This is a genomic window from Paenarthrobacter sp. PH39-S1 (assembly GCF_030063245.1).
Lineage (GTDB): Bacteria > Actinomycetota > Actinomycetes > Actinomycetales > Micrococcaceae > Arthrobacter_M.
The window spans coordinates 62,191-85,101 of record NZ_JASISR010000017.1 but is presented as its reverse complement, the minus strand read 5'-3'; the positions used below and the strand labels follow the sequence as shown (position 1 = coordinate 85,101).

Sequence of the window (22,911 nt, the reverse complement as noted above, 5' to 3'; positions counted from 1 at the left end):
TAGTCCAAACCGCAGGTCCTTCTTCCGGGCTTTGTCCACATGAGCGGGCGCAGTCGCGGTACGCCTCATGATCTACTTCTTCAGGTACTTCTTGACGAGATCCTGCGCTGTCTTTTGTGCGGCGTCCAGCGCTTCTTTGGGGCTGGTTTTGCCATTCATGGCGTTGATGAGCTGCACGGAGAGGGCCTGGTCAAATTCACTGTCCCACGGCGTGCCGTATCGTTTTGTCACATATTGGGTGGACTCCTGGTAGGTCTTAAGTACAGGCAGGGCAGCCAGGGACGCCGGGTCGTCAAGAATGGATTTTGAAACGGGGAACCAGCCTTCCTTTTGAACTATTTGCTGCTGGACGGCCCCGGTGGTGACAAACTGGAGCCATGCCAGCGCCGCGTCCTTATTCTTGGAGAACTTGTTGACGGCAAACCCTTCGGATCCGTCGATCGAGGCCGACCTGACCGACATCCCCGGAATTAAACCATTGCCCACCGTTGCCTTATCGAGGGTTGACTTGGGCCCCGTCGCAGCGGCGTACTGGAAGGGCCAGTTGAAGACGATGCCGGTTTTGCCACGGGCAAACTGGTCACCAAGATCCGAAGAGTTGGTGGTCTGCAGAGAGGCGGGATCCATAACTTTGTGGACTTGAAGCAGGTCCACCAACTTGGACAGTGCGTCGACGCCCTTGTCAGTTGCGAAAGTCGGGTTGTAGTCCGCGTCATACATTTCGCCGCCGTTGAGCAGCAGCACCCGCAGAAAGTTCTGATAGGCGCCGGCTGGATTACCCATATCGCAGGCGTACCCGTACTGGCCGTCCTGGGTAATTTTTTTGGCCACGGTTACAAACTCATCCCAGGTTGCCGGAGCTGTGTCGCTATCGATTCCTGCTTCCTGGAATAGTTTCTTATTCCAGAACATGGTCTGGACGCTGGTGAACTTTGGCAGTCCGTAGATCTTCCCGCCCCAGGAAACGGCATCGAGGGCCGGCTGGATCAAGTCCTTGGGAACGGATTCCTTGTCCAGTTCCTGCAGCCATCCTGCTTGGCCAAACTCTGCCGACCATCCTGCCCACGTCATGACGACGTCAAAGGACGCGTCCTGCGCTGAAAACATGGTGGCCATTTTGTCATGCAGATCGTTGAAGTTTCCCTGCTGATATGTGGCAACCCTGATGCCGGTCTGGTCCTGAAACGCCTTGATGGTGCTGTCTTTGAATACGTTGTTCGTGTTGTCATCGAGGATACTGATCTGGCCGCCGGGCTTTGACCCCGTCTTCAGGGGCGTGTCACTGGTTGCCGTCGATGAGGTTCCGCTGCAACCGGCTAAGGCAAGTCCGCCCAAAGTCATGCCGCCCAGCTGAAGAAGACGACGACGGTTCAGGTGCTGATCGAATGCTGAGTGCGAATTCATGGCGTGTCCTTCTGTTCGTGTTAGGCAAGGCATGTGGCTAGCTTGCAATGGTTACGGCGCGGTTTTTTTCGAGAGATTCGTGGACAGCCTCGATGGCTTGGGTGACCAGCAATCCGTCGGCAGCATCGGGTAGGTCGGATTTGGTGCCCAGAAGCAGCTCAACGAAGTCGTTCACCATGTCCACAGGGACGCCGGAAATGCGGCCCCCGCGTTCGAGCACGCCCCACTGCTCCCAAGTGAGCCTGTCAGAGGAATAGTGGGTTACGCCGTGGTTTGCGCCGTCAATGTGGAATGCACCCCGAGTCGTCTGGATTTCGTATCGGAAGTCATAGACGGCCGGCGCCGACGTTGGCAGAACCCATGACGAATTGAGAACGACGTAAGAGCCGTCGCTCATAGTGAACGTCGCGGTTATGGCATCCCAAGTGTCGATTTTCATGGCCGGAAGCATTTTCTTAACTCCGACGGCGTGCACCTCTACAGGCAGTGCACCTCCCAGCCATATGGCCAGGTCGAGTGAATGGGGCATCAGGAACCATGCAGGAGAGCTCTTTGCGGCCCAGGAGAGCATCGTAGTTGGGACGAAAAGAGTGTCGTTGAGATTGCCTATCTGATTGAGGATCTGCCCGTGATCCGCTTCGTGGAGCAGGCTATGAACGATGTTGAAACGTGGATTCCATCTGTTTTCAAAGCCCACCATGATGCGCGTTCCGGCGTTTTTGGCGGCATCGACGATGGCTCTAGCGTCTGCGGTGTTGGTAGCCAACGGTTTTTCCACCATCAGGTCCAGTCCGTTGGATGCGCAAAGCACGGCGGCGTCCCGGTGCGCGAAATCCGGCGTGGCAATGACGGCAGCGGTAAGCTCGGGTACTGCGGCGATCATCTCGTCCACGGTGGCAAAAGCCGGGACCCCAAATGCCGCGCTAGCGTTGGCGCGGGCAAGGGGTCTGGGGTCACAGAGGGCACCCAGCTGGGCTGCATTGTTCTCCTGAATGGAGCGGGCGAATAGGCTGCCGCGGATCCCACCGCCAATGATCCCCAAGACGGGTGTGTGTGTCATTCGGTGGGGCTCCTTGTGAAAGTTCTGTGCGGCGAAAGTAAAGCGCTGTCGATATTGTGACGCCCACCACTTTTGTATGTATGACTCCACAGCATACATATGTCGGTTAGAGTCTGTCTATGATCAGTGTGGAAGAGTTACGGGATGAAATGGAGCCCAGGGATGACTGATGTTCGAGAGCCAAGAGATGTTGCCGGTGCTCTGCATCTTCGCACAAGGGGTTCAGGCCCTCGGCTCATCACGGCATCGCGCATCGGGCAGGCGAATCGTGCCCGCGTTCTGCAGGTTCTCCACACTGGTGGCCCAGCCAGTAGGGCACAGCTCGCGAGGGAACTCAGCGTCAACAGGGCAACGATTGCCACTATCCTTCAACCTCTGATCGATACGGGAGCCCTCGTGGAAGGGCCAGCCGTGTCCGCTCCCGTCACTGGAGGCAAGCCAGCGAGGCCGCTCTGGTTCGGCCATGACGGTCCGATGTTGGGCGGCGTTCAAATCTCCCCGGACAGAGTGGAAGCTGCGCTCATGGGAATCGACGGAGGCATCCGTCTATGCGAGTCCGTGGACTATGGAAGGACTTCGACGGCGGAGCACTTGCGGGCAGCTATTATCGCGGTCACTGATAAGTGCTTTCAGGGCCAGGAAATCATCGGGATTGGGGTGGCCGCCTCCGGGATGGTGAACGCCAGCACCGGCCAGATCATCTCCATGCACCTGACGCCGGCCCTAGGCGGAATGGAGATCGGCAATTTTCTTGGTAGTCGCTTTGGGGTTCCCGTGCTGGTGGACCACCACCCCCGTGTGCAGGCCTTAGGTGATCGATGGTTTGGCTTGGGAAGAAACATCCAGGACTTCGCGTCTGTTTACACGGGTGAGGCGTTGGGATTTGGAATCGTCTATTGTGGGGAAATTGTCCGTGGAAAGGACGGTGCAGGAGGGGAATCCGGGCACACGACTGTCCAATTGGACGGAATTCAATGTCGCTGCGGCCGAAACGGATGTTGGGAAACCATCGCTACTCTGGGCTGGCTTCGTGAAACTGCGGGCACCCTCGAGCTGCCCGCCGCAGCGACCATGGATTGCAGGCAACTGGTAAAGCTGTCCAGGGAAAAGGTACCCGATGCCGAAAAGTTGTTGGATACCTACGCGCGGAATTTGGCCGTCGGAATGGCAAACAACGAGCAGGTCTTGGCTTCGGGGACCTACATCATGCACGGCGACGTATGTGGAGGAGGAGAGCCCATGCGATTGGCCCTTAAAAGATGGATGCATGAGTTTTCTCCCCATCGCGGAGTTCCCCCCGTGATCCTTCTTGCAGCATCCCCGGACCAGATGTCGCTTCTTGGTGGCGGTGGCATGGTGTTATCGTCGGCATTTTCAACGATTGCCTGACGTCCTTGAATCAGTGAATGTCCCAACGTCTATACATCGGGATGCCTTCCTAATGGGGACAGCGGCTGAGACGGCGGCGGTGAGGTTGACGATAGGGCGGTGCGACCCCCGGATTATGCTGGATCAGCTTACCTGCTAGGGGCGGGCTGAATGGCCGCAGGACGCCCCGCGCCGGAAAGCTCCTGAAAATCTTGTTATTGACGCGCATCTGCTTTCAGAGAGTGGAACCGGGTGTCCAAGATGCTGATCCAGCACTGGCACGTTGGTGTCGCTGCTTGCGTTCATCAGATGAGAGGGAATCTGGCCACAACGAGCACACCAAATTTGACGATCCAGCCAGCGGGAGCGTCGGAACCAGCCGTCAGTTACCTACGCTGAGTCGCTGAGGGCGCCCGAGTCCTACCACTGTCCTGGCTGGGTCTGCTGATCGGACTTGGGACGTGTATATGCTGGGTTTCAGAGCAACCGCATTTCCTCGACGGGGGCGCCGAGCATTAACGCCAAGGGTTGCCCAGAAGCAAGGCTTGGACCGGTAAGCCCGCTGAGCCCTGCCGAAAACGCGACTGCCTACGAGGTTGGCGCATCGAGCCTGGCGGCAGATCGCTGATGCTGAAAGCGATCATCTGGCCCGTGCCTGGTTTATTGGCGGTAATCCGAATCTGGGTGAAGATACACCACTTACGGCGATCCGCGAGGACAGGGGCCAGGACGTGATGAACGCAGTGGTGGCTCTGGTGGAAGATCATCAGGACGTATGATCGAGGAATCTGCGTTCACCTGCGGCCGGACGGGCTTGAGGACTATTAGTTCTGCACTGGGTGGTTATCGGGTAGCGACCGAAGAGTGGGGGCCGCTGAATCCGCGTCCTCACAGCGCGGATCCGCAGAGCGGACGTTCTGCGTGGAACCCCTACGACGTTGTGGGATCTACGGTTTACGTGGCAGAGACGGAAGAAATAGAGTTGGCGGAAATGCTGGCGCCCTACGCACGATTAGGCGATGGGGTCGACCGGAATACACGCGTCCTGTCTGAATCCCACGAGGAAATCACGCCATAAGCAACGGCAGAACGGAAGGTCAGCAGACCATCATCGGCCCCACGGCGAAGCGGAACGCCCCTGAGAAATCACCTCAGAATTGAGCAGGCGACTGTCCGAGCGTCCCGTCGGTACCTGCTGGTTACCGTGGTGACGGGGCATCGCGTACTCCGACGAGGGCCGAGCCGCTGCCGATCTTTGACTTCGTAATGACGCTGATAGTGCCGTTCGTTTCCATGACTACGGCGGCTATATCGGCAACGTGGCCTGAACCTCTGCTGCGAATCGTCTGATGGACCTCGGACACGGTCAGCCGGTTTTTGCGCAAGTCATCAGGCAGGATGCAGCCGTGACGCAGCAGCAGGGCCGGCTCAGCCGTTAGCAGGGTGCGCACCTTGGGGTGGCGCGCCGTTGTCCAGGCCACGAGGAATTGCAGGAATGCCAGAAGTGCCAGGGCGGCGATGCCCTCGGACCAGGAGACGGAGGAATTGAGCAGAACGCTGGCAAGCGTTCATCCCAGCGCCACGGGCACGATGATGTCGAAGGCGTTCAGTTGGCCCAGTGTTCGTTTACCACAGCCAAGCAGCAAGAGGACGAGCGTTGCGGAGGACACGGCGCCGATGATGGGTATGCGGAGTACCGCTGGCCAAGTATCAAACCACATGCCACAGGTCTACCATCATATCCTCGGTCCTGACAGGCGCCCCGTGGAAGGCTGTGGCAGTGTGCATTCCCAGGGCATCGCCTCACCCGTAGGACTCGACGACTATCTCTGTGGCCGCCAGCTCAAATGATCCAAGCCGACAGCAAAAAGATGCCCGTCATCATGGCTCGCACGAGCAGCATCAACTACTTTTACCATATGTGTGTGTTCCTGCCCGGCATGAATCCAACTGATAAGGGACAGCATGAGTAAGCCAAGAATCTTTCCCGGAGGCCGGCGCGCGTTGAAGGACGCTTACCGGTCACGGCTGTGGCCCTTACCGACCATGGCGGTCTTGTCGTCGGTCGCGCTCGGCATTGGGCTGACCAGACTTGATGCGGCCGTGGACGCCCAGCTTCCACCAGCTATGTCCGAATTGCCGTTCGGTGGTGATGCCGATGCGGCCCGGTCGGTGCTGGGCGCGATCGCATCATCCATGATCACCGTCACATCTCTGACCTTTTCGCTGACCGTGGTGACGCTCCAGTTGGCGAGCAGTCAGTTCTCCCCGCGCTTGTTGCGAACTTTTGCCAGCGACCCCTTCGTCCAGCGGACGCTGGCCTTGTTCCTGGCCACCTTCGTCTTCGCCTTGACAGTGTTGAGAACGGTCCGCACTGGCCTCCACGGAGAGCCGGACTTTGCTCCGCAGCTGTCGGTGACCGTCTCCTTTCTTCTGGCTCTTGCCAGCGTGCTGGGCCTGGTGCTGTTCCTGGCCCACATCGTCCGGCAGATCCGAATCGAAACCATCCTCAGCCACGTGCACAATAACGCGACGGCGACGTTGCGGGAAGCTGCCGCGGAGCCGGCCTCGAACCGGCATAGTCCGCCGCCGGTTCCACCACCGGATGCCCGGATGTTGGCCGCGGAGTCTTCCGGCTTCATTACCGCCGTTGGGGAGAGCATTTTGCGCGAGGCAGCCGAGGAGGCCGGCGTCGTGCTTCTGATCGACCTCGCACCCGGAGACCACGTTGTCGCCGGCACGCCATTTGCCTTCTGGTGGCTGCTGAACCCGAACGATTCAGTCGCCGAAGATGCCGTGGCACGGCTTCATCAGCGCATCATCCGCGCAGTCACCATCGGCAAGGAGCGCACCTCGGTCCAGGACGTGGCCTACGGTCTGCGACAGTTGGTTGACGTTGCACTAAAGGCGCTCTCCCCGGGCATCAATGATCCGACGACCGCGGTGCACTGCCTGGGTCACATCTCCGCGCTCCTTTGCGAATTCGCCCGACACGACCTCGGCGCTCGAATTCTGCAAGATGACGCCTCTCGCGCTCGCGTCGTCCAGCGTCGGCGCAGTCTGCCGGAACTATTGAAACTGGCCGTGGAACAGCCCCTGCACTACGGCGGAAGCGATCCTGTCGTCTGCACCCAGTTGCTATTGATGCTGCGCGAACTCGCCTGGCAGACCCGCGACCCTGTGCATCAGCGCGCCATCGCCGCGCACCTGCAGCGAATACGCTTCCGCATCGCCAAGCAGGACTTCGATGAAGAACGGCGCGTCGTTCTGGCCGCTTTGTCCGCTGCCGTCGAGTCGGCCCGTTACGGGGTCTGGCGACCCGGACAGGGTCTCGACTGATACCCCGTTCCCGGCATAGACTTCCAACCTTCGTTGTGAAGCTTGGCGCACGGCTGCCCGCACGGGATCGGGGGTAAAGCCTCAACCGTCGGCAACCCTCCGAGGATCGGGGGAAGCGAAAATCGTTTTTGGTTCGGGTTGCTCTCTATTAGGCAGGGAGCGAAAATGGGATTCGATCAATATCATGAGCCGCCAGAAGAGCTGTCAGCTGAAACGCGAACATTCGCGCGAATGTGTGCGAGCTTGAGTGAGGAATCCGAGGCCATCGGATGGTATGTCCAGCGTATTTCGGTTGAGCCCGACGAGATTGCGCGTGCCATCATGAAAGATTCGCTGGGTGAAGAGTATAAGCACTTCAGTATGGAGCTTGAGTTCCTTTTTCGCCGAACGCCGCAATGGCGCGATATCGCGAGGGGAATCCTCTTCAAGGACGACGATATCGTCAAACAGGGCGAGGAGTCCGAGGAAGCCGCAGGGGGCTGATCCAGCTCCGCGGCAGCTCAGGGCCGGGTGCAACGACCTCTTCGGCCAGGAGCACCGCTCGGCAACCGCACCGTTTCGCGCTTACGGTCCTGACTGCTCGGCGAAAACCCATTCGTTGCCGTGGCGAATGAGTCCGAATTCCAGGAAGCATTCTTCTTCGGTGCGCCGGAAATCCTCCGTTGCCTGGTCCATCGCTGCTGGCCTTGGGTCTGCGAAGGCGACGCGGGCCAGTGCACGGCAGCCCTGTTCATACTTTTCATTGGTGACTGTGACTACGTGGCCGTCGGGGAAGACCAGGAACGTTCCCCCGTTCGTGTGAACCTGGGGACGTTCGGTCCGGGCGGTACCGGCATGCTGCCGTTGCGAGGGAGATGCGCGGTTGTTCAAGTCGGCTCCGGAACGATGGTCATTATTGGGCTGTGCACGGGGCGCCCTTTGGAATTTTCGTCGCACGAGTGTGCGTTTCCCGCCGGAGCCGGTACGCGGCCGTGGCTGAGCGGACGGGCGAGGGCTGCCGGGCCTTTGTTCTGGACCCGATGCCGGTAATGCATTAGTGCGCGAAAGGATGCGCAGAACCGATTCCTGGTTCAGCCAACCGTGCAGCGAACCGTCTGCATCTGTAACCGGAAGGCCCGCGTTTGAGGAGGAGCCCAGCACCGCGTCGAGGACCATTTGAAGAGTGTCCTCGGGCAGCACCGTTGCTGGCATTTCGACGACGTCGGAGAGCGGAACGCGGTCCCTTTCGTCGTCGTCGTTCAGCACGTTCGCAAGGTGCTGAACAGTGACAATACCGGTCAACCTCCCATCTGCACCGATGACGGGAAGGGCCGGGTGTTTCGCCGTCAGCAGCCGTCGGGCACCTTCCGCGACGCTCAGATGTCCCGGAAGGGACCGAAACGAGGTGTCCATGACGGCGTCAACGCGGGTTCGGCTCAAAAGTTCCGTGCCCGGGTGCCGCTCAAGATCGATTCCGCGGCGGCGCAGTTTGAGGGTGTAAATGGTATCTCGGCTCATGACTTTTGAAACGCCGCTGGCGACGACGATCGCCAGCATCAGGGGCAGGATGATGGAGTATTCGCCGGTGAGTTCGAACATGATGATAACGGCGGTAATCGGCGCCCGTGCGGCTCCGGCGAAGACCGCGCCCATGCCCACCAAGGCGAAGGCTCCGACCTGTCCGTGCAGGGCCGGTGACAGCAATCCGGCGGCCTCTCCGAAGGCGGCCCCGAGCATGGCGCCGATGAACAGTGAGGGCGCGAAAACGCCGCCCGAGCCTCCGATGCCTATCGTGAGGCTGGTGGCCACGATCTTACCTACGAGCAACAGGACCAAGAACCCGACGGTGTAGGAACCGGCGACTCCGGCTTGCATGACCGGGTAGCCGACGCCGTACATCTGCGGCAGGACCAGCAGCAGCAATCCCAGAAGTACGCCGCCGGCTGCGGGCCGCAGCCACGCCGGTCCGCGCCACGCCCAGTCGCACAAATCCTCGAACAGGTACAGGATCCTGGTGAAGCCGACGCCGGCAATCGCTGCGAGCAGGCCCAACAGGATAAACAAGGGGTACTCAGCGGCCGAGGTGATCGTGAAGGGTGGTAACTTCAGGAAAGCCTCGTTGCCCAGGAAACTGCGCCCAATGATGGAGGCCGTCACCGACGCAAGGACGACCGCGCCGAAGGATCCGGCGGCAAAATCGGCGAGGATGAGTTCCAAGGCGAAGAACACCCCGGCAATCGGAGCGTTGAAGGTGGCGGCGATGCCACCGGCCGCACCACAGGCAACCAGCGCCCGGACCCTGGATTCCGGCATCCGGAATACGCGGGCGAGCCAGGACCCCAGCGCCGAGCCGATCTGGACGATGGGGCCCTCCCTGCCGACGGATCCTCCGGAGCCGATGCAGATGGCTGAGGCCAGCGCTTTGACCAGGGCAACCCGGCCTTTGATCCTGCCGCCGTGCTGGCTGACGGCGTACATCACTTCGGGGACGCCGTGGCCACGGGCCTCGGGGGCGAAGCGCTCGACCAAAGGTCCATATAACAGTCCGCCGACAACCGGGGCCAGGACAACGAAAAATCCACCCAGCCAAGGCGCCCATGGATGGCCCGGGTGGCCGTGGCTGGCGGAGTAATCCGCCGTGCCGGTAAAGATGAGGGTGGCGGCGCTGATCAGCCAGCGGAACGCGACGGCGGCCAGTCCCGCGCCTGCACCAACGAGGATGGCCATCGCAACCCACTGGTAGGAAGTTCCCCCGAGCCGCATCTGCAGCGTCCGGACGCTCCTTCCGCCGGGGAACCAGCGTCGGCCGGTCGAATGCAGCGCAGTCACGTCAAACTCCTTGTTAGAATATGTATGCAGTGGTGCAATATATGTACTATAGCAACCATGACATTATCATCACCCGCCGCTGCCGCCGCATCCCGGCCGGATGCGCCCGTTGGCCCAGGCTATGAAGTCGTCGATAAGTCGCTGACCGCGTCCCGGGCGCTGCTGGGTGTTATTGCCCGGTCCTTGGCGCCGGTCATGGACTCGGTGACACTTCCACAGTTCAGGGTGCTGGTGGTGCTGTCGAACTTCGGCCCGCTCCGAATGGGAGAGCTTGCACTGCGGCTGGGCGCCAACCAATCCAGCTTCAGCCGTTTCGCGGAACGCATGGTGGCCGGGGGCCTGATCGCCAGATCCGAGAGCACCGAGAATCGCCGTGAGGTGATCATTTCCCTCACAAAAGAGGGCTCGCGCATCTACGCCGAGGTCACCCGGGCCCGTCGGCAGGAGATATCCGAGGTGCTCAGCCGACTGTCCGGTTCCGAACAGGAGACCGTCCTGGCAGGCTTTGACGCCTTTGCCCGCGCGGCCGGTGAACCGCGCGCGGACGAGACCCTGATCCTGGGCATATAGGCATGCTTTTCCGCGGCGATGCCGGTGCCCGCCGGAACGCCGGTGAGCTTATCCCAGTGCCGAGGGAAAGCAGTCGTCCTGTCCCGTAATGACGACCGGGGCGAAGACCTGTGCATGCTGCTGGCCCGGATGTCGCTGCAGCAGACCATGATCTCGGGCAGCAGCCAGTCAGGTGGTCGTCCAGTCCATCAACGCCAACTCCTTTCACCCGAGCCCAACTGATGTGAAGGACTGGACGGACAGGCACGGTCTCGCGGATGACCCGAACCGGGTTTTCGCAACCGGCACCCCCGCTCAAAGACGCTGCCAGCAAATACGGCGACCCAATTTCCGTGGACCCCAAAACCCAAGTGGTCGTCCACGGCTCCGAACTGTTCTTCATCGATCCGGCCGGCAATGAAGCGGCAATGGGCAGTTCGGTACTGAATCCGCCAATACCGCCCCCTTCGCCCACGCCATCGCGCAGATGGCAGTCGATCTGCTGCCACAGGCGGCCGGGAATTCCGTCGGCGGCGCGCAGCCGGCGGCAGGACCGCCGTCGGGCTCCAGCAGCGCTGAACTGACACGTCGGCCCCCAACTTCAATCTTGCCCTGCTCAATGGCGCTTCGACAGCCGTGTCCCTGGCCTCCACGAGGGGAATATACAGGTGGTAAACTTCTGGGCCAGCCCCGCCTACTGGTTCCTCATGCAGCTTGGCATGATCATCGGGTTCGCCACCGCGGCCAGCAAATGTTTCGCTTATCCGCAAAGGCCTTAGGGAAGCTATGTATCAGCTGATGGACGCCGCGACTGCACCTTGCTTCCTCACCGCCGGGGCCGGGGGCCAGGTCCGTGCCGGGAGAGTAGGCTTCGACTGTGCCTGATGTAGAGCCTTTCAGTCTTGTCATCCTCCTGGTGGCGGCAGCATTGATGGTGGCAGTCGCGTCGAACCGCCTGGGCCAGCGAATACGCGTCCCCGCTCCGGCGCTCTTCCTCGTCGTTGCAGCAGTCGCATCGGACCTCTTCCCGGTCCTTGGCCAGGTGCCGACCCAAGTTGACGAGCGTATTGTCACGGTGGCCCTCGTCTTCATTCTGTTCGACGGTGGAATGCACATTGGCTTCAGACGCTTCCGGAGTGCCTCGGCCGCGATCGTCTGGATCGGAGTTGCCGGGACGGCTGTGACGGCAGCCGCCCTTGCCGCAGCCGCCCATTACTTCTTCGGGTTTGACTGGCGGGCGTCGCTGCTGTTGGGAGCGGCGCTCTCACCCACGGACCCCGCGGTGGTCTTTTCAGTCCTCGGAGGCCGTGAAATCGCCGGCCGCAGCGGGACGATCCTCGAAGGAGAGTCGGGCGCGAACGATCCTGTCGGCATTGCCCTGATGGCCAGTCTCCTTGCCGCCGGCGGCGGAGGCCTGTCAGCGGTGGCCGGAGGCGTGGGCGAATTCCTCCTGCAGATGGGGGTCGGAGCCGTTGTCGGGATCCTCGGGGGCTATGGACTGATGAAATTGATGCGCCATGTTGGCCTGCCGAACGAGTCGCTCCATTCGGTACGGGCGATCGCCTGCGCCGCTTTCATCTATGCGGCGGCCACCATGCTTCACGGATCAGGGTTCCTCGCCGTCTTCCTGGCAGGGATCATAGTTGGTGATTCCCGGGCGCCTTACAAACTGGAGATCGAGCGTTTTGCCTCCGGTATTGCCAGTATCTCGGAAATTGTCGCGTTCGCCGTACTGGGATTGAGTGTCTCACTTCGCGACGTCCTCAGCTCGGGGGTGGTAATGATCGGTCTTGCCCTGGCGGGGCTGCTGATCCTTGTTATCCGACCGGTCCTGGTTGGATTGTTGTCTGTCAGGATCAAACTCAAGCTGGGGGAGCGGGCGTTTATTCTTAGCGCCGGGCTGAAGGGTGCTGTGCCGATTCTTTTGGGTATGTATATCCTCGGGTCCGGTGCCGAACACGCCCAAGCCATGTATTCCATCATCTTCATCGTCGTACTTATCTCGGTTGCCCTTCAGGGGGGCCTGTTGCCTTATTTGGCGTCCACATTCCAGGTGCCGATGCGTCGGGTGGAGCAGCAGCCATGGGCTCTGGGAATGCGGTTCAGGGATGAACCGCACGGCCTCCACCGGTTTGTTGTTGCCGAAGGTTCCGCTGCCGACGGGGCTACCATCGCTGATCTGGCGCTGGGCGAAGACGGCTGGATCAGCATGGTCCGCCGCGACGGACATCTCGTCCAAGTCCGTGGCGGCATGCAGCTGCGTGCCGGAGACTTGGTTCTTGCGCTCTCTGAAACCGCCGAGGCAGTCTCTGAGCTCTTCGGGCCGCGAGCCTGAAGCAGCCCCGCGGCACCAGCTGACATCCCCAGTCCGCAGGGTATCGTTTTCCCCACCGTCCGCCACGCGTCCGCATCAGCTCACGCGCCGCGGTCTTCGATGTCTTCGTCGCCAGCCACGCCACGTGCGCGTCGAACTGGTATATGTGGCCGGCACCGTGCCTGGTCCACGGCATAGCCTGGACGACCACCCCGGGGACCCGACATTTCACCCGTGGGGCGTCGGCTTCCAGGTAGACCATCCCTGGTGTCCCAGTCCAGTGACCGCCCTTCGGCGGCCACCGCACCGCCCAAATCGTATCGGGGGGACCGATTCATGCACACCCTTTGGAAAATACTCGCAAAATCTCTGGCCACCGCCGGGCACTCTTGGTGTGCTGGAGGGATGGGTTATGGGTTGACGTTGTCTGCGCGCAGGGAAATCACGAGGAAGGAAGCCGCGGAGTATTTCCGGGCTTCAAAGAAGGGTCGGGGCGAGATCTTGGACCGGTTGGTGGCCGCGGTTGGCTGGTCCCGGGCCAATGTCCGCCGCCGACTGCACAACGCCCTGACCCGGAGCGGACCAGGCGCGGCGGTGAAGCGAGCCCCGGGCCGGTGGCGGCTGCGACGATGAATGCGCCCACCACCGGCGACCACCAGGAGCGGACGATTGCGAGTCCGCGGCTTTTTCGTGGGTAGCTCATGGGGCGAACGTCGTGGCCGTCCGAAGGTTGTTAAAACTGAGCATGACAGAGTAAGCCTCCCAGCCCGAAGTGCTGTTGGTGGGCATGGGGCCATGGAATCAGATACTGCCGAGTCTGGTAATGACGTCGGAGGCTTTCAGTGGCGCTCGGCCCAGTACCCTGGCAGCTTCGGTGGTCGGCGTGTAGGAGCGGTCGGTATCCATGAAGGCTGCGGCCTGGTTCTTGCGAGCGAAGGCCGGGTTGACGGGTCGGGCGAGCGCGGCCAATGCCCGCAACACCGGGCGGGGTATGTGATGTACCGTGCCGTTCCAGCCGCGCGCCGCCTGAAGCACGTGCGCGAGTTCGGTCATCGATATTGGCTCACCGGCCACTTCAAGGAGCTGCCCGCGAAGTGTTGTGTCCGTGCAAGCGCGGCTGACGACGGCTGCGACATCCGTTGCGGAGGCGAAGGCGATGGGCTGATGGCCATGCCCGAAGAGCACCGGACGCCCCGACTTTCCCGCCGTCTGGGTGAGGATACCCAGCCAGGTCTCCATGAATGGAGACGCACGCACGATGGTCCATGGGGCGCCGCTGGCGAACAGGTGCTGCTCGGCGGCGTACTTCGCACGGAACAGCTCGAGAGGGCCATCAGCGGCAGCACCGATCACCGAGACCAGCACTACGCTGGCACCGACCATAGCGGCCGCACCGATGAGATTGGCGTTGCCTCGCTCGTCGACATCTCTCGGTCCGGCGCCGCGGCCGCCGAGGAATCCGTGCACTGCGGAGACGACCACGGACGCACCGCCCAGCACCTCGTCGAGGCCGGGCTGACGGACGTCAGCCGCCCGCACGTCAACGTCGTAGCCCAGCACGGCGCGTGCACGTCCGGCGTCTCGAACGAGCACCCGGACCTGTTCGCCCCGCAGGAGAAGATCGTTGACCACCTGCCGGCCGACCAGCCCACTGCCGCCGGCGACCACAATCATGTTTGCCGGATCATGACGAGGTCGCCGCGTGCACTTGTTGCCTGACAGCAGCGTCGGCGTTCGCGCCGTTGTTCTCGTCGACGGGTTCGAGGTAGAAACGGGCCGACATGGCCTGGCCGTGCTGGAGGGTAAAGATGATGACGCCGCGCATCAGGTGCCGGGTGCCGTCACGCCGGGTGCCGCTCATCTCCCACTCCGACCAGACGTCGGGGCCGTTCGCCACCCAATGCAACACCCTGGAGTGAACATCAGGCACGAAGGCGAAAATTTGCTGCCAGTTGGCACGGACCTGCTGCTCGCCCTGGAAGTCCCGATTCGGGTGAGCGGGTGTCTGGTTGCGATAGGCCGGACTGAAACAAGCCACGAGCGCGTCCAGATCATGGGCGTTCGTCGCTTGCTGGAGCGTGAGGAGGAACGGATGTGCGTCGGCATTCATGAGAGCCTAGATTCCATTACAGTAGTCTGTAACTAATGATCCAATTATGGGGTGAGCGATGACCGACGTCAAGAGGCGATATGACGTTTCGGCGCGACGTGCCCGCGCGGAACGAGCAACCCAAATGCTGGTGGACACCGCGCGTGAGATGCTGCTGCGCGATGGCTATGCGGCGACAACGATTCCGAACCTCGCACGGGCGTGCGGGGTCTCACCGGAGTCGGTGTACAAGCGTTTCGCCGGCAAATCAGGCCTGGTCCAAGCCGTCATTGCCCAGGCGCTACAGGGCGTCAGCCCGGTAACGGCCGAGACCCGTTCCGATGCCCTGGCCGCCGACGACCTTGGATCGTTGGCGCGCGGGTGGGGACGGCTGGCATCCGAGGTCGCACCCCGAGTCGCGCCTATCCTGTTGGTCGTCCACGCCGCCGCTGCACAAGACGAAGAAATCGCCGTACTTCAGAAAGAACTCGACGACGCTCGCCGGGCCCGAATGACCGACAACGCGCGCCGTATCGCCAACGCCGGACACCTCCCGGACGGAATTCCGATCGAGCGGGTCGGCGACATCCTCTGGACCTACAGCTCCCCGCAGGTGTATGACCTGCTCGTGCTGCGCAGCGGCTGGACCCTAGACCAGTATGCCGACTTCATAGCGGACGGGTTGATCGCTCACCTGCGCGCCTGATCAATTGACCACCGAAACGCGCCCTCCAGCCCGGCTGGAAGCCAACGCTGCTCACTGGCAAGCCAAACTCCCAGATCGCAGTGTGATCAAGTTCGACTGTCCACAAGTGGGACCACCACTGGGTGTTGTAGATCTGCGAACGAGGCAAGCACGCAATCCAACGGATCGACTGGAAGGAATGAAACCGGCACGGACGATCCGGTCCGCAACTAAAGGCAGTTGGTGGTGAAGTCCGGTGGATGTTTGCTGAACAAGAAGTTATATCGGTTGCAAGGTGTTCCGGCGTCCGGGGCATCGCCCCGACTTTTCCGGATTGGGCGTGTTGACAGTGTCAACGCATTTCCTGCCGGACTGACCCCCGAGTGCGTCGGACTGTGTAGGATTCCGCATGTTTCCGCGGGTGCCCAGCGTTTGCAAGTGGGAATCCAAGGTTCGAGTCCCACCTCGGGCTCTGAGCGTGTGCACAAAACCTGAAAGTGTGTATACAGCGGCGTAGCATTTGGGCTATGTCGGTGATGACCGGTGACGCCGAAGATTACCAGCGGCGAGGGGCCCAGCTGGCATGCGGCCTGAATCTTCTCCTCGACGTCGTCGTGGCCGAACGGGGAAATCCCGTAACCTTCCGTGAGGTCCAGGAAGCCCTCGCAGTACGGGTCGTCAAACTCTCCCGGGCCTGGTGGTTCTACATGAAGGACGGCAACGGCCGGCTCGTGACAGACCCCATACCGCTCTCGGCAATCTGCGGTATTTTCAACGTGGATCCGTCGTATCTTCTCTCCGGCGAGGAGACCGATCTGCCGGTGCGCATTTGATTCGCAGCTGGAATTGTCCGCGCTCTGCGGGCAGCACAGGTTAAATCATTTGCCGCCCGAACTCCGGGGGACGTTTCCCCAGAGACCCTTAGGGTCATTTCGGAATACCTGAACAAGGACATCGGACTTCAGCCTAAAGGGGAGCAGGCAGCCGCTAACCTCCCAGCAGGTAGTGAAGATGGGCGGCCAGCAGGTCCTTGACACGTTCCTCGTTTGACGAAGTATCGCGGCGATCGGACGTGCCGCCGTCCCGGTTCAACATCAGCCCCAATAGCCCCGGCACCCTCCAAAACCAGGCGGTGTTGGGTTGGGCCACGCTGGGCTCGTCGGCCCACAGTGACCGCATCGACAATGTCTGCGCGGGGAGCAGGCGCATGGGCAGCAAGATAACGCAGGATCTCGTTGCGCGCACGGTTGCCGAACGTTGCGATTGCGGCTTCGACGTCGGCGGTCCAGGCATCGTCGTCGAGAGCTGCCCGGTATTAGCTTTCGCGCGTGGGTGCAGGGTGTTGCCGGCAGTATCTGCGCAGCCCACGTCCGCCACGACCTGTCCCATCAGACTCTCGCCCTGCTGCCGGAACATCTACATGGGGGACTTGATTCTGTCGCGACCGTCCCACCCGTGCTGGAGGCGGTTCAGTTTGCTGACTGGACTGTGCACGAGCCGTGCTCACGCTGACCCGGGAGAACGTGCCCAGGCAGACGTGGGACATGGCGGTCGGGAGAAAAGCCCAACTTTTGCCACTGGAGACACGATGACCAAGAGCACCATGTTTACCAAATCCTGCCTGTTGGCGGTCTCTGCACTGCTGATCGCTGCCTCTACAGGCTGTACCAACAGCGAGGCGCCGGCGGCAGCGGTCGATGCGTCCGGGACGTCGAAGCCGGCGCTGGGGGAGGGCGGACATCAGGCGGCGCAGGCAGTAACGCTGGACACGAAGGTGCAGGGCCTGCTTCCGGCCGACGTGTTGTCCAAGGGCAGCATGCTGCTGGTGACGGACCCGACCTATGCGCCGATCGATTTCACCGACAACACCGGCATGATCATCGGCCTGGATCGGACATGGCTCTGGCTGTGGCCAACAAGATGGGCATCAAAATTGACATCACGAGGGGTGACTTCAATGGCATCCTGGCCGGGCTCCAGTCCAAACGCTATAACGTCTCCTGGGCCGCCTTCCCCATCACTGCTGAACGAACAACCGTGGTGGACATGGTCAGCTTCACGAAGGGCGGAACATCGGTGATGGTCAAGAAGGGCAACGAGGGAAGTTTCCACACAGTCGTGGATCTGTGCGGTAAGACGGTGACCGCGCAAACCGGGACGACGCCGGCCCTGAATGTCCTGCCGAACTTCGAAAGCAGTGTACCGAGGCCGGTAAGCCGGCCATCACTGCGCTGTTACTGCCCCAGCAGGACAGCGCAAACCAGTCATTCGCCTCCAACCGAGCCCAGGCGATGCTGGCGGACAACGCGCTCACCGCCTACTACTCGCAGGTCCAGCCGGAGTCATTCGCCCAGATCGATTCGATCCTGGTCGAGCCGTCCCTGGCCGGTGTCGCTATGGCGAAGGGCGACGGCGAGCCGGCCAAGGCGTTCCAGGCCGCCGTCCAGTCCTTGATTGATGATGGCACGTACGGCAAGATCATGGCCGCATGGAACCTGACGCCGTCAGCTGTGAAGACGGCGGAGATCAATCCCACCGTGGAGGGTTAGATGAACGACCGCCAATTGCTCAGCGAACCGGACATCGGCCACGCCTATCAGGCGCTGACCACCAAGCCGGTGCTGCGCCGCCGTCGGCCCGGCCAGATCGTCGCCGTCGTCGTCGTGCTGTTTGCCATCGTCTACGGTGTGTGGACCCTGATAACCAACCCCGGATTCGGTTGGACCACGGTGGGAAAGTACTTCCTGGATACCCGGATCCTGGGCGGTCTGCTGATAACGCTGGAACTGACCGTTATCGCCATGGCTATCGGCTTCGTCGTCGGACTGGTGGCAGCGGTCATGAGGATGTCGGATAACTGGCTGCTGCGGGGGGTCTCCGGGGCCTTCATCTGGTTCTTCCGGGGAACGCCGCCGCTGGTCCAACTGCTGTTTTGGGCCTTTCCGCCGTCCTGTTTCCTAAAATCGGACTCGGAATCCCCTGGGGCCCCACCTTCGTGGAGTGGTGCGGGCCGGGCTGCTCAGCGTCCCGGCCCAGTCGGAGGCCTCACGTTCGATGAGCTTCAGCCAGCTGCACACCCTGCGTTTCGTCGTCATTCCCCAGGCCATGAAGGTGATCATCCCTCCGGTGGGCAACGAGGTTATTGGGATGCTGAAAACCACCTCGCTGGTCATTGTGATCGGGGTTGGGGACCTGCTGTACAACACGCAGCAGAGAGCACGCTGCCCGCCTGAGCGCCGAGGTCCGTAATCTGCGTGGTGGGTTCAGGAGAAGTCAATGGGCGTTTCCACATGGAGTGGTCCGTGGGAGGGTTCGTGCCGGATGGAGCTGAAGATGGCGGCGAGGAAGCCGCCGATGATGCCGAAGACGCCCGGCGCCAGGATCGCGACCACGAGCACGTTCAGTCCATGACCGGAGGCGATCGCCAGGCCGACGGCCACGGCCGTCATGATGGCGGCGACCATCCAGTAGAGCCACCAAATCATCTTGATCCTTCGCGCCCGCCCGACGTTTTCGGTTTTCCAATCCCGTCGGACCCGTTTCACCTCGTCGGTGTGCGACTCGGACGACCGCCTGAACGACTCGATCGCCGCATCCGCGTCGGCGGGGGCCATGAACTCCCCGAGGAGTCCTCGGACACGGACGAGCAGCGCGCACACCCCGGGCCCGTCGTCGATGTTCTCCCCATACTCCTCGAAGAGGGAGTCGATGAACGCTTTGACATCATCCATCGTCTGAGGGACTTCGCCCTCCAGCCCCAGCTCCCACGTCAACCGGGCTCGCTCTACGGCGTCCGCATCAGCCGGGAGCAGGTGGGTCCGCATCGCCGTTGCCAACGAGTCGACCGTGAGGTTGTTTACCAGCACCATGGTCCTAATCTACCTTGCTGTGTAACCACTCAGACCCTGTTCGAAACGGGGGACATAGGCTATCTGCTGGTGGCTGGCAGCCGCACCTACGGCTTTACCCAGGCCCGGGACTCACTGAAGGCAATCCTGGATTCCAGCGAGCGGGGAGGGCTGTCCACGATCCGCCGCCCCCGGCCGGGCCCCGGCCGCCGTCGTCAATGGCGAGAGCCTGCGCCGGTATCTGGAATTAACCGTGGTGGCGAACGTTCAGGTCGTGAATGAGGACGGCGCCTGGGCCGTCTTCATGCCGGGGCAGCCACTTGCCGCCGAGGCCACGCAGCTGGGGGAGGCCTGGCGGGCTTTGTAGACGCATTACGCGACTATGCGGAGGATTGGGAAGACCACCTGAATGCCGCACCCAACCATCGGGACAACTGGGCGCTGGTCCAGCTCATCGACCTGTCAACCGATGAGCAGCTGGCTGCCTGGCTCACCGGCTCCGTGGCGTGAGCGTCCGCCGCCTGGGTGGACGGGACGACCACAAGAAGTTTTGCCTGACCGAGCACTGGGAGTTGGTGGTCAATGCCCGTGGGAAGCCCGTGAGGCACCACGCAACCTGCCGGCTGGCCCTGCCCGACGGGAGGATCCTGCAGACGCGGATTTCTCGGCCGGTGGACCGCATCACGTACTCGCCGTCGATCTGGACATTCTCCAGGACCAACTCGTGGTCGGTGATGATGAGTTCTCGGCCTGTGTCGAGGACGGCATGCTGCCGGCGCGCGGGGCGGCGCCCGTGCCCGCAGCGGCGCTTCCCCTGGCATTGGTCTGGCAGCTCACCCACACCGTCGGGATGGATGAAGGAGTGGTTGCCCGGATGATGAAGGAGCAGGCGGTGCAGGCCATCAATGACTACTGGATGTCCCAAGAGAGTGTCCGTTCACCGTTGAGATCCTGGACGAAGTCCACGGGGTGTGCGTGGGAGGTTAGAGCGAACCAGATCTCCCGGGTCTGACAAAGGCCGGCAGGCGAGCAGCCAGTACTCGCTTTCGGAATCTTTCGCCCCGTTGATGCGCGCACGGGCCCAAGCATAGCGGCGGTCGCCCTTGGCGCCGTTTCCTGTGGAGCGGATCCGCCAGGAGCGCCGGGAGAGTGAAGCGATGAGCCGGTCGGCGCGGTATTCCTTGCCGATAGGCTCCATTTTGGCTATGACGCGCTGGTTTACCGGTACGTTCAGCGCGTCGTAGACGCTGCGTTATTCCAGGGCCTTGCGCAGTCCTGAGTGCTGGCCGTAGACGGCGTCTCCGGTCACCCACCTGGCCGGCATGCCGCCATCGAGGGCGCGGGTGATCATGCCTTTGGCCGGCTCCGGTTTCGTGGCGAATTCCCGCTCCGCGGGGATGCCCGCGCCCGCGCCCGCGCACCGGTCCGCATCCTCGTTCCATTCCTTGGGCAGGTAGAGTGCGCGGTCCAGGAACGTCCGCCCGGCCGCGGTCGCATACGCCAGGAACACACCGATCTGGCAGTTTTAGACCCGGTCTGCGGTGCCCGAGTACTGGCGGGCGACCCCGCCCGGACGCTTGCCCTTTTTCAGGAAGCCGGTCTCGGCAAGGATCAGCATGCCCTCGATGGAAGCGAGGTGCTGGACAACGTAGGAGCATAGGTCATGGCGCAGCGCGTCGGGGTCCCAGTCCGTGGTCGAGAACAGGCGCTGCATCCTCTCCGGAGGCGGAGACGCTACTGCCCTTCACTGCACTTCGGCGCAGCGCCAAGGGCCTGGACACGGCGGGCCAGTTCCATTGCATTGTAGGGCGCATGGACCTTCACGTCGTTGTCGAAGTAGACATACACGTCCCGTCCTTGGCCATCCGGGCAGCCCGCACCGGAGAGCCAGTCATGGACCCGGTGCGCCCACTGCTCCAGTTGTTCATCGCTGTATCCGCTAACGTAGAGCTCTTCCCCGCCGTGCAGCCGGACATAGACAAAGTCGCTGGTCACCCGGGAGAGGAAGGGCCACCGGCCGGCGGTGTCGGCCAGCACCAGTGCGACGTTGTGCCGGCGCAGCAGTTCGTAGCACTCCTCGGTGGCGAAGCTGGGATGCCTGACCTCCAGTGCGTGGCGCAGCGGCCGGTCTGCATCGGTTTCCGTCCAGTTGCGGTCCTTGAGCCGCTCGTCATGCCCGGTGGCCAGGACGGCGGCCGCTGCCGTGCCGTGCGGAAGGCGGCCCAGGAATGCCCCCAGGACTTCGGCATCGAAGGTTATCCGCTCCGGCAGTTGCCAGAGCACCGGGCCCAGCTTGGGGCCAAGGGCCAGCATCCCGGAGGCGAAAAAGTTGGCAAGAGCGGTGTCGACGTTGCGCAGCCTGAGCATGTGCGTGATGAACCGTCCGCCCTTGATGGCGAACTCGAAGTTGGTTGGCGTCTCGAGGCCCCACTGGAGGTAGCTCGACGGGCGCTGCAGCGAGTAGAAGGAACCGTTAAGCTCAATGGAATTCAGTGCCGCGGCGGCGTATTCAAGTTCCCTGCGCTGTGCCAGGCCGGGCGGGTAAAAGCTGCCCCGCCAGCCGGCATAGCGCCAGCCGGAGATGCCGATCCGGGCCACTGGCATCCTTGTCGTTGTCGTCATCTTCTGAACGATAACGCAAGGCCGGCGTGCGGCTGAGGTGGCACTTCGCGCCCAAGTTTTCCCCAGCATCAGGGTGAGGGAGCTGCACGATGGAATCCCAAAACGCTAGCCATGACATGCCCAAGCGCCCCCTCGCGTCGATCCGTAGTGGGTGGAAGCCGATCCGCGGCGGATGGAACGCTGGATGGAACGCTGGTGGAAAGGGCCGTCTGTGGTCGCTCATTGCAGCTGCGCGCCGAGAAAACCAGGCCTATGCCGGGGATGCGGAGCGTCCTAGGGCAGCTATGAGCTGACGGTGGGGGCTCTTCAGCCCCCGGAAGCCTGGACGCGCTGGACCAGTGAGTCGAGGACGGGCAGCTGGCCGCGGACCAGCTTGGTGCGGGCTTCGGGCTCGGTGAACCAGCCGGCGCCGTCGACCTCGGGAAAGTGCCTGACCCGCCCGGAGCCCTTGGGCCACTCCAGTAGGAAGGTGTTACTGATAATCCGTTCGGGCCGGAAGTCCGCTTCGGCGGCGAAAAACGTGATGACTTTGCCGGAGGATTGCCGGAAACTGCCCAGGGATCGGTAGTCGGCGGCTGGCGGCGGGACACCCATTTCCTCCTCGAACTCGCGCCGGGCGGCGGCCAGCGGATCCTCGTCTTCCAGATACTCACCTTTGGGAATGGACCAGGCTGCGGCGTCCTTGCGGGCCCAAAAGGGTCCACCCATGTGCGCAATCCACACCTGCAGCCCGGCGTCGCTCTGCCGGTACAGCAGAATGCCGGCACTGCGGATCTTCACCTGCCCTCCATTTCCCTAGGTTATCCGCAGCGTCCAGCTTCAGGG

21 protein-coding genes and 4 pseudogenes are annotated in these 22,911 nt (G+C 62.1%); 12 read left to right on the top strand and 13 right to left on the bottom strand.

The genetic code is table 11. The annotated features are described in order from the left end of the window. Positions 1-72: 72 nt before the first annotated feature. Positions 73-1,404, bottom strand: a complete 1,332-nt coding sequence (locus QMG52_RS12500) for a sugar ABC transporter substrate-binding protein (protein WP_283560729.1) — start codon at positions 1,402-1,404, stop codon at positions 73-75. Between the two features lie 37 nt (positions 1,405-1,441). After that, on the bottom strand, positions 1,442-2,464 hold the full coding sequence (locus QMG52_RS12495; protein ID WP_283560728.1) for a Gfo/Idh/MocA family protein: 1,023 nt from the start codon (positions 2,462-2,464) through the stop codon (positions 1,442-1,444). A 144-nt stretch (positions 2,465-2,608) separates the two neighbouring features. Here QMG52_RS12495 and QMG52_RS12490 point away from each other — a divergent pair, with 144 nt between their 5' ends. Further along, complete coding sequence (locus tag QMG52_RS12490; RefSeq protein WP_349361710.1) at positions 2,609-3,853, top strand: ROK family transcriptional regulator; 1,245 nt, start codon at positions 2,609-2,611, stop codon at positions 3,851-3,853. 1,178 nt (positions 3,854-5,031) lie between these two features. Here the strand turns inward: QMG52_RS12490 and QMG52_RS12485 are convergent. Then, on the bottom strand, positions 5,032-5,313 hold the full coding sequence (locus QMG52_RS12485) for a YetF domain-containing protein (protein ID WP_283560726.1): 282 nt from the start codon (positions 5,311-5,313) through the stop codon (positions 5,032-5,034). 87 nt (positions 5,314-5,400) lie between these two features. Then, on the bottom strand, positions 5,401-5,553 hold the full coding sequence (locus QMG52_RS12480; RefSeq protein WP_283560725.1) for a DUF421 domain-containing protein: 153 nt from the start codon (positions 5,551-5,553) through the stop codon (positions 5,401-5,403). A 244-nt stretch (positions 5,554-5,797) separates the two neighbouring features. Between QMG52_RS12480 and QMG52_RS12475 the strand changes: the two genes are divergently transcribed. Both QMG52_RS12475 and QMG52_RS12470 read left to right on the top strand, forming a co-directional pair. After that, positions 5,798-7,171, top strand: a complete 1,374-nt coding sequence (locus QMG52_RS12475) for a DUF2254 domain-containing protein (RefSeq protein ID WP_283560724.1) — start codon at positions 5,798-5,800, stop codon at positions 7,169-7,171. A gap of 165 nt (positions 7,172-7,336) precedes the next feature. Next, a complete protein-coding gene (locus QMG52_RS12470) occupies positions 7,337-7,654 on the top strand; it encodes a ferritin family protein (RefSeq protein ID WP_283560723.1) in 318 nt (105 codons plus the stop codon). A gap of 81 nt (positions 7,655-7,735) precedes the next feature. Here the strand turns inward: QMG52_RS12470 and QMG52_RS12465 are convergent, their stop codons facing one another. Continuing rightward, positions 7,736-9,979, bottom strand: coding sequence for a chloride channel protein (locus QMG52_RS12465; RefSeq protein ID WP_283560722.1), 2,244 nt, complete (start codon positions 9,977-9,979; stop codon positions 7,736-7,738). Between the two features lie 57 nt (positions 9,980-10,036). On the opposite strand from QMG52_RS12465, the gene QMG52_RS12460 reads away from it, so the two are divergent. Together QMG52_RS12460 and QMG52_RS12455 are read left to right on the top strand one after the other, a co-directional pair. Then, on the top strand, positions 10,037-10,549 hold the full coding sequence (locus QMG52_RS12460) for a MarR family winged helix-turn-helix transcriptional regulator (protein ID WP_283560721.1): 513 nt from the start codon (positions 10,037-10,039) through the stop codon (positions 10,547-10,549). Between the two features lie 856 nt (positions 10,550-11,405). Then, positions 11,406-12,863 carry a cation:proton antiporter domain-containing protein gene (locus QMG52_RS12455; protein ID WP_283560720.1) on the top strand — a complete coding sequence of 486 codons (1,458 nt, stop codon included), beginning with the start codon at positions 11,406-11,408 and terminating at the stop codon, positions 12,861-12,863. A 41-nt stretch (positions 12,864-12,904) separates the two neighbouring features. On the opposite strand, the pseudogene QMG52_RS12450 reads toward QMG52_RS12455, so the two are convergent. The 3 genes and pseudogenes from QMG52_RS12450 to QMG52_RS12440 all read right to left on the bottom strand — a co-directional run. Then, positions 12,905-13,183, bottom strand: a pseudogene (locus tag QMG52_RS12450) (transposase family protein); the annotation flags it as partial. A gap of 460 nt (positions 13,184-13,643) precedes the next feature. After that, positions 13,644-14,516: an SDR family oxidoreductase gene (locus QMG52_RS12445; protein ID WP_283560719.1), complete on the bottom strand. Its 873-nt coding sequence runs from the start codon at positions 14,514-14,516 to the stop codon at positions 13,644-13,646. Positions 14,517-14,526: 10 nt separating this feature from the next. Then, a complete protein-coding gene (locus QMG52_RS12440; RefSeq protein ID WP_283560718.1) occupies positions 14,527-14,952 on the bottom strand; it encodes a nuclear transport factor 2 family protein in 426 nt (141 codons plus the stop codon). A gap of 58 nt (positions 14,953-15,010) precedes the next feature. On the opposite strand from QMG52_RS12440, the gene QMG52_RS12435 reads away from it, so the two are divergent. Together QMG52_RS12435 and QMG52_RS12430 are read left to right on the top strand one after the other, a co-directional pair. Further along, complete coding sequence (locus QMG52_RS12435; protein WP_283560717.1) at positions 15,011-15,637, top strand: TetR/AcrR family transcriptional regulator; 627 nt, start codon at positions 15,011-15,013, stop codon at positions 15,635-15,637. A gap of 506 nt (positions 15,638-16,143) precedes the next feature. Beyond that, positions 16,144-16,449: a hypothetical protein gene (locus QMG52_RS12430; RefSeq protein WP_283560716.1), complete on the top strand. Its 306-nt coding sequence runs from the start codon at positions 16,144-16,146 to the stop codon at positions 16,447-16,449. Between the two features lie 154 nt (positions 16,450-16,603). On the opposite strand, the gene QMG52_RS12425 is transcribed toward QMG52_RS12430, so the two are convergent. Next, the gene (locus QMG52_RS12425) at positions 16,604-16,795 is read right to left on the bottom strand and encodes a hypothetical protein (protein WP_283560715.1); all 192 of its coding nucleotides are present in this window, start codon (positions 16,793-16,795) and stop codon (positions 16,604-16,606) included. Positions 16,796-17,512: 717 nt separating this feature from the next. Between QMG52_RS12425 and QMG52_RS22330 the strand changes: the two are divergent. From QMG52_RS22330 to QMG52_RS22320, 4 genes and pseudogenes are all read left to right on the top strand, one after another. Next, a pseudogene (locus tag QMG52_RS22330) lies at positions 17,513-17,659 on the top strand (transporter substrate-binding domain-containing protein); the annotation flags it as partial. Between the two features lie 248 nt (positions 17,660-17,907). Then, positions 17,908-18,165, top strand: coding sequence for a hypothetical protein (locus QMG52_RS12415; RefSeq protein ID WP_502920519.1), 258 nt, complete (start codon positions 17,908-17,910; stop codon positions 18,163-18,165). Further along, positions 18,166-18,540 (top strand): annotated as a pseudogene (locus QMG52_RS22325) (ABC transporter permease subunit); the annotation flags it as partial. It lies immediately after the preceding gene. Between the two features lie 76 nt (positions 18,541-18,616). Next, positions 18,617-18,865, top strand: a complete 249-nt coding sequence (locus tag QMG52_RS22320; RefSeq protein ID WP_502920518.1) for an ABC transporter permease subunit — start codon at positions 18,617-18,619, stop codon at positions 18,863-18,865. A 14-nt stretch (positions 18,866-18,879) separates the two neighbouring features. Here QMG52_RS22320 and QMG52_RS12405 read toward each other — a convergent pair whose 3' ends face one another. After that, entirely contained in the window at positions 18,880-19,485 is a 606-nt protein-coding gene (locus QMG52_RS12405) for a hypothetical protein (protein ID WP_283560712.1), read from the bottom strand. 529 nt (positions 19,486-20,014) lie between these two features. On the opposite strand from QMG52_RS12405, the gene QMG52_RS12400 reads away from it, so the two are divergent. Further along, entirely contained in the window at positions 20,015-20,476 is a 462-nt protein-coding gene (locus QMG52_RS12400; RefSeq protein WP_283560711.1) for a hypothetical protein, read from the top strand. A 240-nt stretch (positions 20,477-20,716) separates the two neighbouring features. On the opposite strand, the pseudogene QMG52_RS12395 reads toward QMG52_RS12400, so the two are convergent. The 3 genes and pseudogenes from QMG52_RS12395 to QMG52_RS12385 all read right to left on the bottom strand — a co-directional run bounded on the left by QMG52_RS12395 (position 20,717) and on the right by QMG52_RS12385 (position 22,866). Further along, positions 20,717-21,178: pseudogene (locus QMG52_RS12395) on the bottom strand (IS701 family transposase). 20 nt (positions 21,179-21,198) lie between these two features. Continuing rightward, positions 21,199-22,068, bottom strand: a complete 870-nt coding sequence (locus QMG52_RS12390; protein ID WP_283560752.1) for a DUF72 domain-containing protein — start codon at positions 22,066-22,068, stop codon at positions 21,199-21,201. A 324-nt stretch (positions 22,069-22,392) separates the two neighbouring features. After that, complete coding sequence (locus QMG52_RS12385) at positions 22,393-22,866, bottom strand: NUDIX hydrolase (RefSeq protein WP_283560710.1); 474 nt, start codon at positions 22,864-22,866, stop codon at positions 22,393-22,395. Positions 22,867-22,911: the final 45 nt, after the last annotated feature.

Coding starts and splice junctions, on each gene's coding strand:
- QMG52_RS12405 (WP_283560712.1), bottom strand. CDS start 19,485: ATGGTGCTGGTAAACAACCTCACGGTCGACTCGTTGGCAACGGCGATG.
- QMG52_RS12495 (WP_283560728.1), bottom strand. CDS start 2,464: ATGACACACACACCCGTCTTGGGGATCATTGGCGGTGGGATCCGCGGC.
- QMG52_RS12470 (WP_283560723.1), top strand. CDS start 7,337: ATGGGATTCGATCAATATCATGAGCCGCCAGAAGAGCTGTCAGCTGAA.
- QMG52_RS12440 (WP_283560718.1), bottom strand. CDS start 14,952: ATGAATGCCGACGCACATCCGTTCCTCCTCACGCTCCAGCAAGCGACG.
- QMG52_RS12435 (WP_283560717.1), top strand. CDS start 15,011: ATGACCGACGTCAAGAGGCGATATGACGTTTCGGCGCGACGTGCCCGC.
- QMG52_RS12415 (WP_502920519.1), top strand. CDS start 17,908: ATGCTGGCGGACAACGCGCTCACCGCCTACTACTCGCAGGTCCAGCCG.
- QMG52_RS12460 (WP_283560721.1), top strand. CDS start 10,037: ATGACATTATCATCACCCGCCGCTGCCGCCGCATCCCGGCCGGATGCG.
- QMG52_RS12445 (WP_283560719.1), bottom strand. CDS start 14,516: ATGATTGTGGTCGCCGGCGGCAGTGGGCTGGTCGGCCGGCAGGTGGTC.
- QMG52_RS12475 (WP_283560724.1), top strand. CDS start 5,798: ATGAGTAAGCCAAGAATCTTTCCCGGAGGCCGGCGCGCGTTGAAGGAC.
- QMG52_RS12390 (WP_283560752.1), bottom strand. CDS start 22,068: ATGCCAGTGGCCCGGATCGGCATCTCCGGCTGGCGCTATGCCGGCTGG.
- QMG52_RS12490 (WP_349361710.1), top strand. CDS start 2,609: ATGAAATGGAGCCCAGGGATGACTGATGTTCGAGAGCCAAGAGATGTT.
- QMG52_RS12425 (WP_283560715.1), bottom strand. CDS start 16,795: ATGCGGTCACTGTGGGCCGACGAGCCCAGCGTGGCCCAACCCAACACC.
- QMG52_RS12500 (WP_283560729.1), bottom strand. CDS start 1,404: ATGAATTCGCACTCAGCATTCGATCAGCACCTGAACCGTCGTCGTCTT.
- QMG52_RS12480 (WP_283560725.1), bottom strand. CDS start 5,553: ATGTGGTTTGATACTTGGCCAGCGGTACTCCGCATACCCATCATCGGC.
- QMG52_RS12430 (WP_283560716.1), top strand. CDS start 16,144: ATGTCGGTGATGACCGGTGACGCCGAAGATTACCAGCGGCGAGGGGCC.